This window comes from Kangiella taiwanensis (genome assembly GCF_020005165.1).
Taxonomy (GTDB): domain Bacteria; phylum Pseudomonadota; class Gammaproteobacteria; order Enterobacterales; family Kangiellaceae; genus Kangiella; species Kangiella taiwanensis.
Genome location: NZ_JAHCLT010000002.1, coordinates 237,316 through 254,945 on the forward strand (window position 1 = coordinate 237,316; position 17,630 = coordinate 254,945).

Here is a 17,630-nt window from a genome sequence, read left to right on the forward strand (position 1 = left end):
TTCACTCTCCATTCAAATAATCTAGAAACACAATAACCTTGAGCGCCAGACTACCGAAATATTCTTGTCAGGTCTAATAGCCTAATCTTCTATCAATTAATCTTCTGTTGATTCGTCATCCGACTCGACGCTGGCCGACTCAACACTTTCAGATTCAACGTCGTCTTCTAACTCATCATCGTCGACATCAAGTTCAACGATACGCTGCAAGCCCACTAGTGTCTCGCCATCATCCAAGCGAATCAAGCGCACGCCTTGCGTGTTACGACCCATGACACGAATATCATCGACGCCTGTGCGGATAAGTGTGCCACCTTTACTAATTAGCATCACTTCGTCGCCGTCAATCACAGGCACAGCTGAGACGACTTCACCATTTCGATCACTCATCTGGATAGAAATGACGCCCTGACCACCACGACCACGTAGCGGGTGATCTTCAACAGCGGTACGCTTGCCGTAACCGTTTACCGTTGCCGTTAAAATTGAGCAATCTTCTTCTGCCACCAGCATCTGAATCACTTTAGCGTCTTCTGGTAACTTCATACCTCGTACGCCTCGCGCCGTTCGGCCCATTGCCCGAACCGCATCTTCCCCAAAGCGAATTACCTTACCCGCGTCACTAAAGAGCATGATTTCATCTTCACCAGACGTTTCCGCAACACCAATCAGCTCATCATCATCAGCAATAGTCAGCGCGATAATACCGTTCGAACGTGGACGTGAGAACTGCTCCAAAGATGTCTTCTTCACAGTACCATTCGCTGTCGCCATAAAGACAAAACGCTCTTCTGAGAACTCACGGATAGGAAGGATCGCACTAATCTTCTCATCTTTTTCTAGTGGCAATACATTGACGATTGGTTTACCGCGAGAACCGCGACCAGCATTTGGCAGTTCAAAGACTTTTAACCAGTACACTTTGCCGCGCGACGAGAAACACAGAATAGTGTCGTGCGTTGAGGCAACTAGCAGTCGATCGATAAAGTCCTCGTCCTTCATTTTTGTGGCTGATTTACCACGACCGCCACGTCGTTGGGCTTTGTAGTCTGATAAAGACTGGTATTTAACATAGCCCTCATGAGAAAGCGTTACTACCACATCTTCTTCAGTGATTAAGTCAGCAATGGTTAAATCTAGTTTGCTGTCTAAAATTTCAGAACGACGCTCATCACCAAAAGTTTCTTTGACTTCTTCAAGCTCTTCACAAATCACTTCAAGCAAACGCTCTTTGCTCATAAGAATTTGTAAAAGCTCTTCAATCAAGCCAAGCAAGTCTTTGTATTCACTGATAATTTTATCGTGTTCAAGACCTGTCAGTTTATGCAAACGTAGTTCTAATATAGCTTTCGCTTGTTCTTCTGAGAGCTTGTAATAGCCATCATGGAAACCAAACTCAGCAGGTAGATGCTCAGGGCGGCAAGCTTCAGTACCAGCACGTGCCAACATGTCAGCAACCTGACCCGGCGCCCACTGGCGATCCATCAATTCTTCTTTCGCTTCTTTTGGCGTCGGCGACTTTTTGATCAGCTCAATCACATCGTCAATGTTAGCAAGCGCAATCGCCAAACCTTCTAACACATGAGCTTTTTCACGTGCTTTGCGTAAGTCGTAAATCGTACGACGAGTCACTACTTCACGACGGTGAGTCACAAAGGCATCTAAAGCATCTTTCAGGTTAAACAAACGAGGCTGACCGTTATCCAACGCAACCATGTTAATACCGAAAACATTCTGCATCTGAGACTGTGCGTATAGATTATTCAGTACAACTTCTGGTACTTCACCTTTACGCAATTCAATCACCATACGCATGCCGTCTTTATCAGATTCGTCACGTAAACCTGTGATACCTTCTATCTTTTTGTCTTTAACTAATTCAGCAATTTTTTCGATCAGGCGGGCTTTATTAACCTGATACGGCAACTCAGTCACAACGATAGAGTCTTTGCCATTTTTCTCATCAGTTTCAATATGGCTTCGGGCACGCAAGTAAATCTTGCCACGACCAGTATTGTAAGCGTCGATGATACCCGCACGACCATTAATGATAGCAGCTGTCGGGAAGTCAGGGCCTTTGACGTACTCCATCAACTCTGAAATCGTGATATCAGGATTCTCAATCAGCGCCAAACAACCGTCGATAACTTCGTTCAAGTTATGCGGCGGAATATTAGTCGCCATACCAACCGCGATACCGGATGAACCGTTGACTAATAAGTTGGGAATTCGTGTTGGAAGCACCGTTGGCTCTGATTCAGAACCATCATAGTTGTCTTCGAAGTCGACTGTTTCTTTTTCTAAATCGGCGAGAAGCTGATGCGCCAGCTTCATCATACGCACTTCCGTATAACGCATCGCAGCAGCAGAGTCACCGTCAATCGAACCGAAGTTACCTTGGCCATCGACTAACATGTAACGAAGCGAGAACGGCTGAGCCATACGAACAATGGTGTCATAAACCGCAGAATCACCGTGTGGGTGGTATTTACCAATCACGTCACCGACCACACGAGCCGACTTTTTGTATGGTTTGTTAAAGTCATTACCCAGTACATTCATGGCGTACAAAACACGTCTGTGTACTGGCTTTAACCCATCCCTAACATCTGGTAGTGCACGGCCGACAATCACGCTCATGGCGTAGTCTAAATAAGACGCCTTTAGCTCATCTTCAATATTGACCGGCAGGATCTCTTTGGCAAGTTCACCCATTCTGAAAAACCCTTTAAATTCTGATAGTTATAGTTAGAAACTCAAAGACATTATGCTTCGATTTAAGCAGATAATTCTAACACAGGCCTCTTTTTTTCGCTAATTTTTATCTCTTAATCCGTATGTTTTTTGAACGATCTTTGAATAAATATTTGATTGGTTATGAATTAATCTTTTGTCAGGTATAATAGCCGCAGTTAACTCATTGATATAACAAGTGAGAATGCTTTGAACCAAAGCACAAATCAGCCATCATTACAGTCTGTTGATCAGATTATTAGCCCAGAGTGGGTAATACCCGTAAGCTACAAAGGCAAGCGTAAACTCGAGCCTTTTCGCAACTACTCCGTTGCTATTCATAAGGACAAAATCGTCGCTATAGAACCCACCGAACAGCTACTGGAAGCTTACTCAAGCGATCAACACCTCAAGCTACCTGGGCAAGTACTCATCCCGGGCTTCGTGAACTCTCATACCCATGCTGCCATGAGCTTGTTTAAAGGTCTGTCTGATGATCTGCCACTCATGATGTGGCTCGAAAATCATATTTGGCCTGCGGAAAAAAAATGGGTAGACGACAAGTTTTGTGAAGATGGCGTGACACTTGCAGTAGCAGAGATGCTTTTATCTGGCACCACCTGCTTCAATGATATGTACTTTCAGCCCAACATGACCGCGAAAGTTGCCCAAAACATCGGCATGCGGGCTAGCGTCGGTATGCTGGTATTCGATTTTCCTTCTGTCTGGGGCTCTGGCTGGGAGGCTTACATCAAAAAGGGTTTAAGCCTGCGTGATGATTATAAGCACAGCGATTTACTGAGTTTTGCCTTTGCCCCTCATGCCCCTTACACCGTTTCAGACGAGCCACTGAAGAAAATTGCGACATTGAGTAACGAGCTTTCTATTCCAGTGCACATGCACATTCATGAAACCGCTCATGAAGTTAAAGAAAGTATGAAACAATACGGTAAGCGTCCTTTGAAGCGACTTCAAGAATTGGATTTGGTAAACCCGAACCTGATTGCCGTGCATATGACGCAGCTTCAACGTAACGAAATCGAAACCATCGCTAACCATGGCGTTTCAGTGGTTCACTGTCCGCAATCGAACATGAAGCTTGCCAGTGGTATCAGTCCTATACAGGACTTGTTAACCGCGGAAGTGAATGTTGCTCTGGGTACAGATGGTAATGCCAGTAATAACGACCTTAACATGTTTTCAGAGATGAAAACGGCTTCTTTACTGAGCAAGGTTTATACTGGGTCAGCTCAAGCTTGCACGGCAAAAGATACTTTGTATGCCGCAACGATGGGTGGCGCTGAGGCGCTGGGTCTTGGAGAAACCTGCGGCTCGATTGAGGTGGGAAAAGCCGCAGATCTTGCATCGATTCATTTAGATACGCTTCAAGCCCAACCAATGTATGACCCTGTCTCTCAAATCGTTTATACTGCTGGTCGAGAGCAAGTCAGCCATGTGTGGGTAAACGGAAAACTCCAAGTAGCCGATGGAAAGCTGACTCAGCTTAACCTTGAAAAGTTACTCAATATGGCCAAGTCATGGCGCGCTAAGATTCAACCGTCGTAGGACAAATCACATGTCAGAATCAAAAAACAGTACTCAAGCAAACGTCGACCCTCATGAAATCAATAAATTTGAACAAATGGCGTCGCGTTGGTGGGATAAAGAAGGTGACTTTAAACCCCTTCATGATATTAACCCCCTTCGTCTTAAATTTATTATGGATCGCGTGGGTAACCTGCACGGCAAAAAAATGCTCGACGTCGGTTGTGGCGGCGGCATCTTAACCGAGTCACTCGCCAAAGAAGGCGCAACGGTCACAGGGATTGATATGGGTGAAATGCCGTTACAAGTCGCTAAATTGCATAAATTAGAGTCAGGCGTTGAAGTTGATTACTTGCAAAGCACAGCTGAAGAGTTTGCCGAAAACCATGCAGGTCAGTTCGACGTTGTCACCTGCTTAGAAATGCTTGAACACGTGCCAGAGCCAAGCTCCATTATTGAAGCCTGTCGTAAATTGGTTAAGCCAGACGGCCACGTTTTCTTTTCAACGATCAACCGCAACCCGAAAAGCTTTTTATTCGCGATTGTCGGTGCGGAATACTTGCTACAAATGTTGCCCAAAGGTACTCACGACTTTAAGAAGTTTATTCGTCCTTCGGAACTGGAGTCGTGGAGCCGCCCGAATGGTTTAGAATTCAAAAGCATCGAGGGTATGCACTACAACCCATTAACTAAAAAGTATTGGATGAGCGACAACGTCGACGTCAACTATATCGTCCATACAACTCCAAACTCACACTAGCACGCATGATGAAGCCGACCATAAAAGGCGTGTTATTCGATCTGGATGGCACGCTACTTGATACCGCTCCTGACATGGCCCTAGCGTTAAATATTCAGAGAGAGCTGCATCAACTAGCGCCTTTGCCTTACTCTGAAATACGTCCTTATGTGTCTCACGGCGCCATTGCTATGTTGCGTATTGGTTTTGGTATTGACACTCACGACACCAACTTTAACGCGATGCGGGAACAGTATCTTCATATTTATGGTGAGAACATCGCTGTTCGAACAAAGCTTTTTGACGGTTTAGCGGAGTTCCTCCACAAACTCAAAACGGCAAACATTCAATGGGGTATTGTGACGAATAAGCCGGAATTCCTGACAAAGCCATTACTGAATGCGCTAGGCTTAGACAAAGAAGCATCTACCGTGGTCAGCGGAGATACTATTGAACCAAGAAAACCTAATCCCGCCCCGCTATTTGCAGCCTGCAAAGAAGCAGGATTAATACCAACACAATGCATTTATGTCGGTGATGCTGAAAGAGATATCGCTGCTGGTCGCGCTGCAGGTATGAAAACGGTGCTTGCCAAGTGGGGTTACATCACACCAGATGATGATACTGATCGTTGGGAGGCAGATCTAACTTTAGAGCAGCCTAGGGAGCTTATGTCTATGCTTGCTCAGAAATTTGGTTAGCTTTGTGCGTTTCAAGGTATTTCAAAAGCTCATTAGGAAATAAAGGCTTTGAATATAGATAGCCTTGCACATAATCACAGCCGTAGCTCATTAATAACTTTATTTGCTCCATCGTCTCCACCCCCTCTACTACAGAGGTCAGGTTAAAACTTTTTGCAAGTCTAAGAATGTTTTCAACAATGACATTGTTATCAACGCCATTCTCATGAGAAGGCTCTTCTTTGCCTAAGCTATCAACGAATGATTTGTCAATTTTCACCTTAGCGACAGGTAGGTTAGCCAAAAGACTGATAGAGGAGTATCCTGTACCAAAGTCATCCAGCGCCGTAGTAATCCCCATATTTTTTAGCTCAGTTAAAATTGCTTTGGACTTGCCAGTATCAATCATCGCTGCACTCTCAGTGACTTCGATTCCAATATGTTGAGATGAAACATCGTACTTATTTTGTAGTGACTGTAATGTAGAAACTAGATTATCTCGCAAAAAATCTTTAGGAGAGATATTTATAGCGACTTTCAAATAATAACCATGCTCTTTCCAGCTTTTGACCTGCTTGATAGCTGACTCTAAGACCCAATCGGTTAGCGAGTGTATTAAATTACTTTCTTCGGCAATATTGATGATTTTATCAGGGGGAATATAACCAAGCTCAGGATGCTTCCATCTCAGTAGTGCCTCAAAATAATGTATTTTCCCAGTGTATGGAGACAGTACCGGTTGGTAGGCTAAAGTGAACTGGTCAAGAGCAATGGCGTGAATAATATCTTTTTCAATTTTAAAACGCTCTTTCGCATTAACCGTTTCACTTTGGTGGTAAAAAGAAAAAGGTTCTGTTCCTCTTTTTAATTGTTTAACCGTATTTTCGGCTAAAACTAAAAGCTCTTCTGCATTATTAGCATCCTGAGGGTATGAAACGATACCTGCTCTAAGATTGATTTTAACTTCATGCCCCATTACCGAAGTCATGTTGTTATAAGATGACATGATTTTTTCAATAGTTTTAGTGATACTCAGGTTATCGGTATCAAGAACTATTGCAGCAAACTCGTCATCTCCTGCTCTGGATAGAAAAGCAAAAGCATCGCTATAACTGCCTAAAGTATTTGAAACCTGTTTGATCACTTCATCGCCAACAGTGTTCCCGTGGGCATTGTTCACTAAATGCAGCTTCACAATATCGAAGTAGATTAGTGATAACGATTTAAAATTATAATTCTTTACAGAAAGTGTTTGCTCTAAATACCTGACTAACGAGTTACGGTTCGGCAGTTCAGTTAACTGATCGAAGTTAGACAAACGATGCAAAGACATTTCGGACAGCTTTCTGAGGCTTATATCTCTGAAGTTACTAACCACCCCTTGGACGTGCCTGTCTTGTGATAGGTTCACAAGAGTGTTTTCCACCCAAACAGGGCTACCACTTTTTTTAAGAATACGATATTCAGGTATCCGCACGACATTACCAGGGCTAGACATAACCCGTTCCCAAGCCGAGCGGGCTATAGGGAGATCGTCTGGATGTATAAACTCTAAGCCACTCTTCCCCAAGATTTCATTTTCTTCGTACTCTAATAGTTTTTGGGCGCTTACAGAAGCAAAGTTCAAAAAACCTTTTGCATTGTATAAAGCAATACCATCGAATGCATTCTCGACTAATGACTTATAATAATGATCTCTCCGACGGATCTCTTTCTTCAATTCCCTGCGCTCGGTGATATTCCTCACCGTGCCGATTTCAGAAATAGGAGTTCCATCGTCAGCTCTTCGAAAGACCACCGCGTAATTTTGTAAGTAAAGATACTTCCCGGTCTTATGCTTTAATCGCGCTTCTGAAAAAACCACATCACCTTTGGAGGAGTTAAGTATATTCTCCCCTCTTTCTAACAAGCTAGGGAGATCATCAGGGTGAACTAAGGAAAGAATATCTTTCCAGCCAGAAAAGTGGCGCTCTGGGTAGCCAAGCATTTTTGATAGTCTTCTCTGCCCTAAAACAAACTGATCACGTTCTAAGTCAAAGCTATAAACTATATCTGGAGTGGTTTTTAAGACTTCTCTTAAAAACTCTCGACTGCTTTTAAGCTCTAGAAAAGAATCCTCTCTGTACTGAGTTTCTCTTGCCGAGGTGATAAATCTATTGTCACTTTGTTTATTGATGGCTAACTCGTATTCTTTTGGGATGCCTGATACAGAGGTATAAACAACATTAAGGATGGTTGGTGACTGAAAAGACGTTTTTTTATAAAAAGGTAAGGTATTACTACCATCTGCAGCAGTTTCATAGAGCTGAATCTTTTGACCAGTAAGTTCATTCTTAGAAGCTCCAAGTAGCAGCGATGCACTGTCATTCATATCGATAATTTTACATGCCCCATCCAATACAAATACAGGATCAACAATGTTATCAAGAATAAGACGCTGTTGGCTCTCTTTCTCATTAATACCTTGGCTGTGGTGTTGTAATTGACTGAATTGGCCCTGAAGCTTTTCTGTTTGAATCTGTGTACTTAAATGTGCTGAAACTAAATCAGCGACTGCCTCTACTAACGATTGATGTGATGTTGAAAAGTACCCTTGCCTTTCATCTTCAAGATCTATAACCCCTATCAGCTGTTTGTTGTAAACAACAGGTACAGTTAATTCAGAGCAGGTATTATCTAAATACTGGAGCCAGTAATCACAATCTGAGCTATGCGCCACTAATATCGACTCCTGGTTCATAGCCGCATGCCCGACCACACCAGCGCCTATCATAATTGGCTTTAGTTTAAAGCTTTGCTTTGAGTCATTACTAGCATAGGAGATGCAGATCAGTTGATTATGCGCAGGTTCGAAGCGAAAAAAGGCACAGTCAAAGCTTTTAATACTCGAGTATAAAGCTTTAACGATAATGTCAGCAGTCTGCTGTACTGAGTCGCTATTCAGAAGATCTCGCGAAACTTCCAGTAACAGCTCTTGGTGGTGTGTGATTCTTTTGTCTTTTTCCATAAAGGCTTCCTAACACCATAATAATTCAGAAAGCTCAATCGGTAAAATATTTATTTTTCCAGCTAATGACAATGCTTACCCCACCTTGGTCAGCATGATTTCTCGCAACGATATGCCCGTTATGATAGTTAGCAATAAGTTTTGCAAGATACAGACCTAGCCCCAAGTGCCCACCTGAGTTTTTTCTACTGGAATGCATTAAGCTAAATACTGACTTAAGCGCTTTCTTATCAATCACGGGGCCACGGTTGCTGACTTCAAATACCAGCCGAGACTCTTCAGTCTTAAGCTCAAGCTTTATCGGGTTAGATTTATCATCGAAATCAACAGCATTTGTGATTAATTTATCCACCATTTGCACAAAAAGATCACGAGATCCCTTCAATTCGACGTCACTTAATTCTGATATAAATTCGAAGCGATGCTCTGGCCAGTTAGTCGCATATGCCCTAGTCAAGTCACGCAGCACTGATATCATATCGAACGTGTGTTTGTCAGCGCTCTTAATCGCCTGCTCTAATCGAGTTGCTTCACTGAGACGACTCAAAGTTTGACTCATGCGACTCGCACCCGACTGTGCAGTCTGTAGCATCTGTGCATCAAGTTCCGATAAGTTTTCAATGCTTAAGTTATCTAACGAGCTGCGAATAATCGCGATGGGTGTGCGCAGTTCATGGTTAAGTCTTGCGACTAGTTTTTCCTGATAATCGTGATGCTGCTTCAAGCGAGTTGTCAGATGTGAGAAAGTGTTTGTCAGATCGGCGACTTCATCATCATAGTATTCTTCTCGTTCGATGACATGGCGAATTTGGCCCTGTTCCGAGACAGCCTCCTCGGTAATATCTCGAAGCTCAACAATACGGCGACTGTAGTCTTTACTGGAGCGGTATAACCACCACACCATCAATACCCAGAATAGCAGCATTAAGAGCAACATGCGTAACCAGAAATCACGTAGGTATAACTTTTGGTTGATTGCTGATGACTCTAAAATCAAAGCCCCAACGACTTGCTCTCCATCATACAATGGTTCAAGTATTCTTGAATATGCCGTAAGCTTTCCTTCACTGATTAATTGCTCCTGAGCTTGGCCTTGCAATGTTTTGTCTAACTCTTCGCTGGATAAGCTGACCTTACTTCCTCTGGTTTCTATCGGACTTAGGTCATTTAACCAAAGTTTATTACGCCAATGTCCTTTAATATCCTGATGAGGCTGGCCATAGCTATAGACAATATCACCAGACAGATTCGTTACCATGACTCGATAATCATCTGCACTCAGGCGAGATAGGGCCCCGACATTCAACATGCTATTAAGCGTAACTTGTTCGAAATTTGTAAATGAATACAAGCCCTGTAGCTCTGGACCAGCATTGCCGTTATCTACATCATGAATTTCTGCACTGAACATTGTCCCTACTAGATCACGTGGCAGTCGGACTTCAAGTTGATATCCTCGCGTTGACTCCTGCCAAACCGCATACACCGAATTGATGTCTATAAAACCGTTACTGGTTTGGCGTAACGCAGAAACACGACCTGGCGATTGCGGTGAAAACTGTAGTCGATAACCATCAAGCTGTAACTCAACCTTATCCGATAGCCCGGTCATATCGAGCCTTTTCCGATAAATGATGTCATCATCCTCGACCTTAAGTAGCAGAAAAAAGTGCTGCTGGTCTTCAACCAAATTCAGCTCAGCCTTTTGACCAAAGTTCTGGATGCTAGTACTAAAACCATGATAGGGATACCATTCGTCTGAAAAACCATCGACTAGAATACCCGTTTCACGGAGCGCGACCTGTAAACTAGGCTTCACACCATTAGTATCAAGCTTTTGTCTAAAATTATTATCATGCTGAATTAACTGTTCAAAGAAACTGCGTAGGTTATTTGCCTGTTGAATGGTTTGCTGGAAATTATCTCTCTCTAAGTCGCTCTCAAACTTACTGTCAATCAACCAACTCGCTAGCGGGATCAGCAAAAATACACAGCTGATCAATAAAATGCGCCATTTGAGAGATAAAGATTTCATCAGTAAAGACTATACCAACTAAGCTTGATTCCAGCGATAACCCATCCCATAAACCGTCTCAATAGAATCGAACTCTTTGTCGATACGCTGAAACTTTTGGCGGATGCGCTTAATGTGAGACGTAATGGTACTATCATCGACAACAGCTTTTACCGCCTGCATCAATTGCTCACGGTTTTTAACATGACCCGGACGAGACACTAACGCGTTGACGATCCAAAACTCACTGACCGTTAAATCGACTAACTGGCCGTTCCATTTCACACTTAAGCGCTCGTTATCAATCTCAAGAGAACCTACTTCATGAATGGCATTCGCATTAGGAGCGGTCTGCAAAGAGTCTAAGCGACGAAATAGTGCTGAAATTCGGGCCAAGAGATGCGGTAAGCTGATATCCTTGGTCAAATAATCATCAGCACCTAAGCGTAATCCAGAGATAATGTCTAAATCACTGTCTAAGGCCGTCAAAAAGATGATGGGTAACTGGGTCGATTTTTGGCGCAAACTACGGCAGATCTCAAACCCTGCTTCATGCTCATTTCCCAGGCCAATATCCAATAAAACTAAATCAGGTAGACGATTAGCAAAAGCCGTTTCTGCTTCTTGCTTCGTTTCGTAAACTACGACTTCGTAGCCGGACTTTTTTAAAGCCATGCTATAGTTTTGTTGTAACAATGGTTCGTCTTCAACAACTGCGATTCGCTTGCCCATGGAATTTCCTAATTTTTCGCTTGTCTACCAGTTTATAGGTAAGTAAGGTAAAATAACTTTACTGAATAATCCAACCATTTTAAGACTTTTTCATGCAAAACTACCAACCTAACGACAACTTTCTTCAAGATAAAATCATTTTGGTCACTGGAGCAACAGACGGAATCGGCAAAGAAGTCGCTCTTGAGTATGCAAATAACGGGGCAACGGTGGTTCTATTGTCCCGAGATACGCGTAAACTAGAGAAAGTCTATGATGAAATTGAGGCGTTAGGTTATCCGCAACCCGCCTACTTACCTGTAAATTTACAAGACAATAACCCTGAGACCTACCAAAAGGTCGCGGAAGTTATCGAGAAAGAATTTGGTCGCTTAGACGGATTGCTACACAATGCCGGTGATTTGGGACTATTAAGCCCTTATGAGCACTTTGATGACGAAACTTGGATGCGAGTCATGCAGATCAACGTTAATGCACCCTTTTTACTGACAAAATACTGCATCCCTCTACTGAAAAAATCGAAAAGCTCATCGTTAGTATTCACCTCTTCAGGTGTAGGTCGCCAAGGAAGAGCCTACTGGGGTGCATACGCAGCCTCTAAATTTGCAAATGAAGGCATGATGCAGACATTAGCTGACGAGCTTGAGACTAGCAATGTCCGTGTGAATAGCATTAACCCAGGCGCAACTCGGACCAAAATGCGAGCAAACGCTTATCCTGGCGAAGATCCTGAAACATTACCAACACCTGAAGACATCATGCCTGCCTACTTGTGGTTAATGGATGACGCGTCGAAAGCAGCTAACGGACAAGCCATTGACGCTAGAGATTTCATCAAAAAAGCTTAAGCTCGATACAAGGAAGCATGCTTGAAGAACCTCAGTTTACATAAAGCAACAACGGCTGACTCCACAGTAGAGTCAGCTGTCCCAGTACAGTTTGCTGCAATAGATCTTGGCTCCAATAGCTTTCACTTAGCTGTTGCAGAGTTTGATGGGCACACACTTCGCGTCATCAGTCGCTTAAAAGAAAAGGTTCAGCTAGCCGCAGGACTAGACCAGAACGATATTCTTTCCGACGAAGCTATTCAGCGCGGACTAAACTGCTTACAGCTCTTTGCTGAGCGTATTCAAGATATTGATCGTCAATTTGTTACTGTCGTCGGCACATTTACGCTGCGCAAAGCCGTTAACGCCTCAACGTTTGTTAAGCAAGCTGAGCAAATACTCAATCACAGCATTGATATTTTACCCGGTCGCGAAGAGGCTCGCTTGATCTATGACGGTGTGTCGCACAATCATCCCGACCTCAAGCGTGCTTTAGTGATTGATATTGGCGGGGGTAGTACAGAGATTATATTAGGTGAACAGTTTGAATCCGAAGTGTTAGATAGCCTCGGACTTGGATGTGTAACAACCAAAAAATTCTTCCCAAATGACGTCATCAACGAACAAAACTTTAATCAAGCCGTGATTAATACGGCTATTGAAGTCTCTGAGGTTAAAAAGTTCTATCGCGCTGGTAACTGGGAACATTGCCTAGGCTCATCTGGCAGTATCGAATCGATCTATAAAGTTTTAACCAACTTAAATCTCGCTCAAGGCTTTATTACCTTTGAGCATTTAAAGTTCTTGAAACAAAAACTGATTGAAATTGGTCATTTCGATCATGTCAGTTTTTCTGGTTTAACCGAAAGTCGTAAAAGTACATTTGCTTGCGGCGTAGCTATTCTTTACGGCCTTTTTGAAACACTTGATATTGATAAAATGCATATCGCTGATGCATCCCTACGGGAAGGCATTTTGTTAGAGTTAGCTGAAGAACTCAAAGGGAATGATATACGTCACCAAACAGCTTTTAGTTTAATGAAACGGTTTAACGTCGATCAAGAGCACGCTCATCAGGTTCAGCAAAGCGCACAACTGATATTCGACCAAACGGCTGATCTATGGGGAATATACGATCCTATCTACAAGAACTATCTTGATTGGGCTTGTCAGTTGCACGAAATCGGTTTATCCATCAGCTTTTCGAAGCTAAGAATGCATAGTGCCTATATTGTTCAATACGCAGACATGCCGGGGTTTAGCCAACAAACGAAGGACTCTTTAGCTGCCATCATAGCCAATCAAAAGAAAAAGCTTTTTGTTGAGCAGTTGGACAATAAGTACGACCCGCAATCCGCCTTACTTTCTGTGGTCCAAATATTGCGTTTGGCGATTCTGTTTAATGTCAAACGTGACACACACAATATTCAGACATTAACATTCAAAGCTGATGTCAACCATGGGTTAACCATCAACATCCCTAGCTCTTGGGCCGAAGAGCACCAGCTTGTGATAGCCGAGCTTAATCGCGAGGCCGCTTACCTTGAGTATCACGGTATCAGGCTAACAATACATACTCTAGATTCGTAAGCGCGCGACGATATAGTTACTTAAAAGAGGTGTAGTGTAATGCGTTTCTAACGCGAAAGACGCTCAAGCAATTGTTGCTGAACTTTAGGCTTAGTGTTTTTTGACGGTTCCAGACGATATTCGCCATCAGCCTGTAATATCCAGCTTTGCTGGGTATCCTTAAGCATCAATGACAGTTCGTCTAGCATGCGTTTTTTTATGTCTGCCTGTAGGATTGGGAAGCACGTTTCAACACGATGGTAAAGGTTACGCTCCATCCAATCAGCAGAAGCTGCATATAAATTTTTCTCACCATCATTATAGAAATAGTACACCCGTGAATGCTCAAGGAAACGCCCAATAATTGAACGGACTCGAATATTCTCAGACACGCCTTTAATACCAGGCGACAAGCAGCATACCCCTCGAATGATCAAGTCAATCTTAACTCCAGCAATTGACGCTCGGTATAACGCTTCAATAAGGGACTGGTCAGTAAGGGAGTTGAGCTTTATGATCATTCGCCCTTCCTTCCCTGCTAAAGCGTTTTTTGTCTCTCCGTCAATGGCTGCGAGTATGTTCTTATGCAAGGTAAATGGTGCATGCCATAACTGGTTGAGCTCATAAACCTTGCCCATTCCTGTCAGCTGCTGGAAGACCTTATGCACATCTTCACACATCTCGGGGTTCGAGGTTAATAAACTGTAGTCGGTATAAAGCCGAGCATTTCCTGCATGATAGTTACCCGTGCCTAAATGAACAAATCGTGTGAGCTTTTTACTTTTTTCTTCTTTTTTAACCACCAGAGTCATTTTAGCGTGCGTCTTGTAACCCACGACACCATAAACCACCAACACCCCAGCCTCTTGGAGTTTTTGGGCAAGCTCAATATTATCAGCCTCATCAAAACGAGCTCTTAACTCAACGACAGCTGTTACTTCCTTACCGGCATGAGAAGCCTCAATTAACGCCTCGACAATGGCTGACTGGCTTCCTGTACGATACAGCGTCTGTTTAATCGCTAAGACGTATGGGTCACTAGCCGCTTGCCGGACTAGGTCCACCACGGGCTGGAAGCTTTGATAAGGGTGATGCAACAAAATATCACGCTCAGCCATGACCTCAAACACACCTCGGCGAGCAATCTCACCTGGTACTTTCGGAGTAAAACCACTAAACCTCAGATCTGGTCTATCAACTAACTCCGGCAAGGACATAAGACGGTTTAAATTGACCGGTCCATCGACACGGTAAAGCTCATCAGGCGTTAAATTACACTTTTGCAAAAGGAAATTAACGATCTTGTTGGGGCAAGACTTCCCCACTTCCAACCGTACAGCAGCACCGAAGTTTCTCGACTGAAGTTCACGCTTTAAAGCACTTGCCAAATCTTCAATAGAATTTTCTTCGAGTAGTAAATCACTATCTCGCGTTAGACGGAATTGATAACAGCCATGAATATCCATCCCAGGAAACAAGTCTTCAGCAAATTCTGAAATAATCGACGACAAATAAACAAAGTTGTGCTCTTTCGAACCACCCACTTTTTCTGGAAGCTCAATAATTCTGGGCAACGATCGAGGCATGTGTAATACCGCATACTCAAGATCTCGACCAAAGGCATCATTACCGTGTAGGTGCAGTAGGAAATGCAAACTCTTGTTAACGAGTCGTGGGAAAGGATGAGTTAAATCAAGGCTGATCGGACTAATCACAGGCATGACTTGTTGCTTAAAGTATTTTTTTAACCACTTATATTGCTCATCATTCCACTCATGTGACGGTAGAAATTGGATCGACTCCTCAGCCAATTTAGGCAATAGCTCTTCATTAAAAATCCGGTATTGCTCATCAACTAACGCATGGGCACGTTCGTTAATATCTCTTAAGACTTGCTCAGTTGACGCGCCATTCAGACTCGGCTTGGTATCACCTCGAGCCAAGTCATGGCGTAGCCCAGCGACACGAACTTCAAAGAATTCATCAAGGTTGTTACTGCAAATGAAGATAAAGCGAATACGTTCCAGTAGTGGAATACTGAGGTCAAGAGCTTGCTGTAATACTCGCCAATTGAAAGCGAGTAGGCTCAACTCTCGGTTCAAGTAGTGACTCGGGTTAGTCAGGTTCATTCCCTCAAGCTTTTCAAAAGTTAACGCCTTTATGTCTGCTACTGAGTTAGCAGATTGTGACGGTTGGGTAGAAGCCTTGTCCATATACGATAGCCGAATCAAAAATGACTTATCAAATATAGCAAATCTGCATCACAGCCACACCTAGGTAATGTGACAGTTTGATGACTAAACGATAGTCAAACTACCCTTTTTTCCAAATATTTTTACGCTTACTGCTTTTAGGCTTAGGCTGGCTTTTGCGTGGTTTCACATCAAGCTTAACTAAATCAGCGACTTTCTGAATTTGTTCTTCACTCAAATCCATCCAGCGGCCACGGCTCAAGCTTTTTGGCAGATCTACCGGCCCATACTCTATACGAATAAGCCTTGAGACGTCGACGTCTTGTGATTGCCACAACTTTCTGACCTCTCGGTTTTTGCCTTCCGACAAACCAACCTCATACCACTGATTAGCCCCTTCTCCACCGCCAGGTTGGATGTAGTTAAACTGACACATATCGCCATCAATCAGTACACCCTCTCTTAGGTTTTTCAGCATCTCGTCGGTCACTTCACCATGAATGCGCACGGCATATTTTCGTTCAACCTGATAAGAAGGATGCATCAGACGGTGCGCCAATTCGCCATTATTCGTAAACAGTAAAAGACCTGTCGTATTAATATCTAAGCGACCAATACTGATCCAACGGCCAAAGCTAGTTCGAGGAAGTTTTTCAAATACGGTCGGACGCCCCTCAGGATCTTTCTGAGTCGACACTTCACCCAATGGCTTATGATATGCGATGATCCGTGTATAGACTTCCTCTGATGGCTTGATCTTAATCACTCGGCCGTCAACTCGGATAGTATCTTTATCGGTAGCACGCTCGCCTAAATCCGCGATTGAGCCATTAACACTGACTCTGCCGTCCGCAATCCATTTCTCAATCTCTCGGCGTGAACCTAAGCCAGCATTAGCGAGAATTTTTTGCAACTTTTCGGACTTGTTAGCTCTTTGGTTGGTCATAAAAGGTTATTTAGTATCAGTAATAAGGCAATTTTAGGGGTTTAGAGGCGTGCAGTCGAGGATAACTGCACTTATTTTTGGATAAGGTCTTTATGAAACGATGCGCCTGATACGCTTATCTAGGCCAATAAAGTTCTCGATACGGTGGAACACCTCATAACGTGAGAAAGGTTTCTTCATAAAGTCATCGGCTCCTATACGTTCCGCATAATATTTTTCCGTCGCCAAAACGTTGCCACTGATCATGATGACCGGGATGTGCTGAGTTTTGGGATCCTTACGTAATTGCCGAAGGACTTGGAAACCATTAATTCCCGGTAAAACAATATCGAGAAAGATCAGATCGGGCTGGTGCTCTTTGGCTAACCTGAGTCCAGTTTCACCATCGAGGGCGATTCCAACCTCATACTGATTCTGAACCAACATTTTTTTAAGCAAAGTACATATGGTTTTCGAGTCGTCAATGATTAACATTTTTGTGCCCGGACGGGCATTAACACGCTTTTTTCTTCGCCTTTCGACATTACTTGACTCATCATCAGCACTGTCTGTGCGTCCTGATGATAAGGAAGAGCGAATCTTGTCTAATATACTCAAGCCAACCCCCAATTTGTGGCGTTAATCATACGGAGTGTTTTTCTTATTG

Annotated in this window: 12 protein-coding genes; 5 read left to right on the plus strand and 7 right to left on the minus strand. The window is 43.3% G+C overall.

What is annotated here, in order from left to right; genetic code table 11:
• Positions 1–96: 96 nt before the first annotated feature.
• The gene (gene gyrA, locus KFK88_RS06615) at positions 97–2,715 is read right to left on the minus strand and encodes a DNA gyrase subunit A (protein WP_223577988.1); all 2,619 of its coding nucleotides are present in this window, start codon (positions 2,713–2,715) and stop codon (positions 97–99) included.
• Between the two features lie 228 nt (positions 2,716–2,943).
• Here gyrA and KFK88_RS06620 point away from each other — a divergent pair, with 228 nt between their 5' ends.
• From KFK88_RS06620 to KFK88_RS06630, 3 genes are read left to right on the plus strand one after another with little or no spacing between them, the layout of a single operon-like run.
• The gene (locus KFK88_RS06620) at positions 2,944–4,299 is read left to right on the plus strand and encodes a TRZ/ATZ family hydrolase (RefSeq protein WP_223577990.1); all 1,356 of its coding nucleotides are present in this window, start codon (positions 2,944–2,946) and stop codon (positions 4,297–4,299) included.
• A gap of 10 nt (positions 4,300–4,309) precedes the next feature.
• Positions 4,310–5,038 carry a bifunctional 2-polyprenyl-6-hydroxyphenol methylase/3-demethylubiquinol 3-O-methyltransferase UbiG gene (ubiG, locus tag KFK88_RS06625; RefSeq protein ID WP_223577992.1) on the plus strand — a complete coding sequence of 243 codons (729 nt, stop codon included), beginning with the start codon at positions 4,310–4,312 and terminating at the stop codon, positions 5,036–5,038.
• A 5-nt stretch (positions 5,039–5,043) separates the two neighbouring features.
• Positions 5,044–5,718: an HAD family hydrolase gene (locus KFK88_RS06630; RefSeq protein ID WP_223577994.1), complete on the plus strand. Its 675-nt coding sequence runs from the start codon at positions 5,044–5,046 to the stop codon at positions 5,716–5,718.
• Here KFK88_RS06630 and KFK88_RS06635 read toward each other — a convergent pair.
• Genes KFK88_RS06635 through pdsR form a run of 3 tightly spaced genes read right to left on the minus strand, consistent with a single transcriptional unit; the run spans position 5,693 to position 11,450 of the window.
• Complete coding sequence (locus KFK88_RS06635) at positions 5,693–8,704, minus strand: EAL domain-containing protein (RefSeq protein ID WP_223577995.1); 3,012 nt, start codon at positions 8,702–8,704, stop codon at positions 5,693–5,695. The genes KFK88_RS06630 and KFK88_RS06635 overlap by 26 nt on opposite strands.
• Positions 8,705–8,738: 34 nt before the next feature.
• Complete coding sequence (locus KFK88_RS06640; RefSeq protein WP_223577996.1) at positions 8,739–10,739, minus strand: ATP-binding protein; 2,001 nt, start codon at positions 10,737–10,739, stop codon at positions 8,739–8,741.
• 18 nt (positions 10,740–10,757) lie between these two features.
• Complete coding sequence (gene pdsR, locus KFK88_RS06645) at positions 10,758–11,450, minus strand: proteobacterial dedicated sortase system response regulator (protein WP_223577997.1); 693 nt, start codon at positions 11,448–11,450, stop codon at positions 10,758–10,760.
• Between the two features lie 92 nt (positions 11,451–11,542).
• Here pdsR and KFK88_RS06650 point away from each other — a divergent pair, with 92 nt between their 5' ends.
• A complete protein-coding gene (locus KFK88_RS06650; RefSeq protein ID WP_223577998.1) occupies positions 11,543–12,298 on the plus strand; it encodes a YciK family oxidoreductase in 756 nt (251 codons plus the stop codon).
• Between the two features lie 21 nt (positions 12,299–12,319).
• Complete coding sequence (locus KFK88_RS06655; protein WP_223577999.1) at positions 12,320–13,867, plus strand: Ppx/GppA phosphatase family protein; 1,548 nt, start codon at positions 12,320–12,322, stop codon at positions 13,865–13,867.
• A 47-nt stretch (positions 13,868–13,914) separates the two neighbouring features.
• Here KFK88_RS06655 and ppk1 read toward each other — a convergent pair whose 3' ends face one another.
• From ppk1 to KFK88_RS06670, 3 genes are all read right to left on the minus strand, one after another.
• Complete coding sequence (gene ppk1, locus KFK88_RS06660) at positions 13,915–15,975, minus strand: polyphosphate kinase 1 (protein ID WP_396326650.1); 2,061 nt, start codon at positions 15,973–15,975, stop codon at positions 13,915–13,917.
• A gap of 184 nt (positions 15,976–16,159) precedes the next feature.
• A complete protein-coding gene (gene rluB, locus KFK88_RS06665; protein WP_223578001.1) occupies positions 16,160–16,984 on the minus strand; it encodes a 23S rRNA pseudouridine(2605) synthase RluB in 825 nt (274 codons plus the stop codon).
• Between the two features lie 90 nt (positions 16,985–17,074).
• A complete protein-coding gene (locus KFK88_RS06670) occupies positions 17,075–17,581 on the minus strand; it encodes a response regulator (RefSeq protein ID WP_223578002.1) in 507 nt (168 codons plus the stop codon).
• Between the last annotated feature and the right edge of the window lie 49 nt (positions 17,582–17,630).

Bases quoted from the DNA above. Each gene is read 5' to 3' on its own strand.
- gyrA (WP_223577988.1), bottom strand. From the start codon at position 2,715: ATGGGTGAACTTGCCAAAGAGATCCTGCCGGTCAATATTGAAGATGAG.
- ubiG (WP_223577992.1), top strand. From the start codon at position 4,310: ATGTCAGAATCAAAAAACAGTACTCAAGCAAACGTCGACCCTCATGAA.
- KFK88_RS06630 (WP_223577994.1), top strand. From the start codon at position 5,044: ATGATGAAGCCGACCATAAAAGGCGTGTTATTCGATCTGGATGGCACG.
- KFK88_RS06635 (WP_223577995.1), bottom strand. From the start codon at position 8,704: ATGGAAAAAGACAAAAGAATCACACACCACCAAGAGCTGTTACTGGAA.
- KFK88_RS06640 (WP_223577996.1), bottom strand. From the start codon at position 10,739: ATGAAATCTTTATCTCTCAAATGGCGCATTTTATTGATCAGCTGTGTA.
- pdsR (WP_223577997.1), bottom strand. From the start codon at position 11,450: ATGGGCAAGCGAATCGCAGTTGTTGAAGACGAACCATTGTTACAACAA.
- KFK88_RS06650 (WP_223577998.1), top strand. From the start codon at position 11,543: ATGCAAAACTACCAACCTAACGACAACTTTCTTCAAGATAAAATCATT.
- ppk1 (WP_396326650.1), bottom strand. From the start codon at position 15,975: ATGAACCTGACTAACCCGAGTCACTACTTGAACCGAGAGTTGAGCCTA.
- rluB (WP_223578001.1), bottom strand. From the start codon at position 16,984: ATGACCAACCAAAGAGCTAACAAGTCCGAAAAGTTGCAAAAAATTCTC.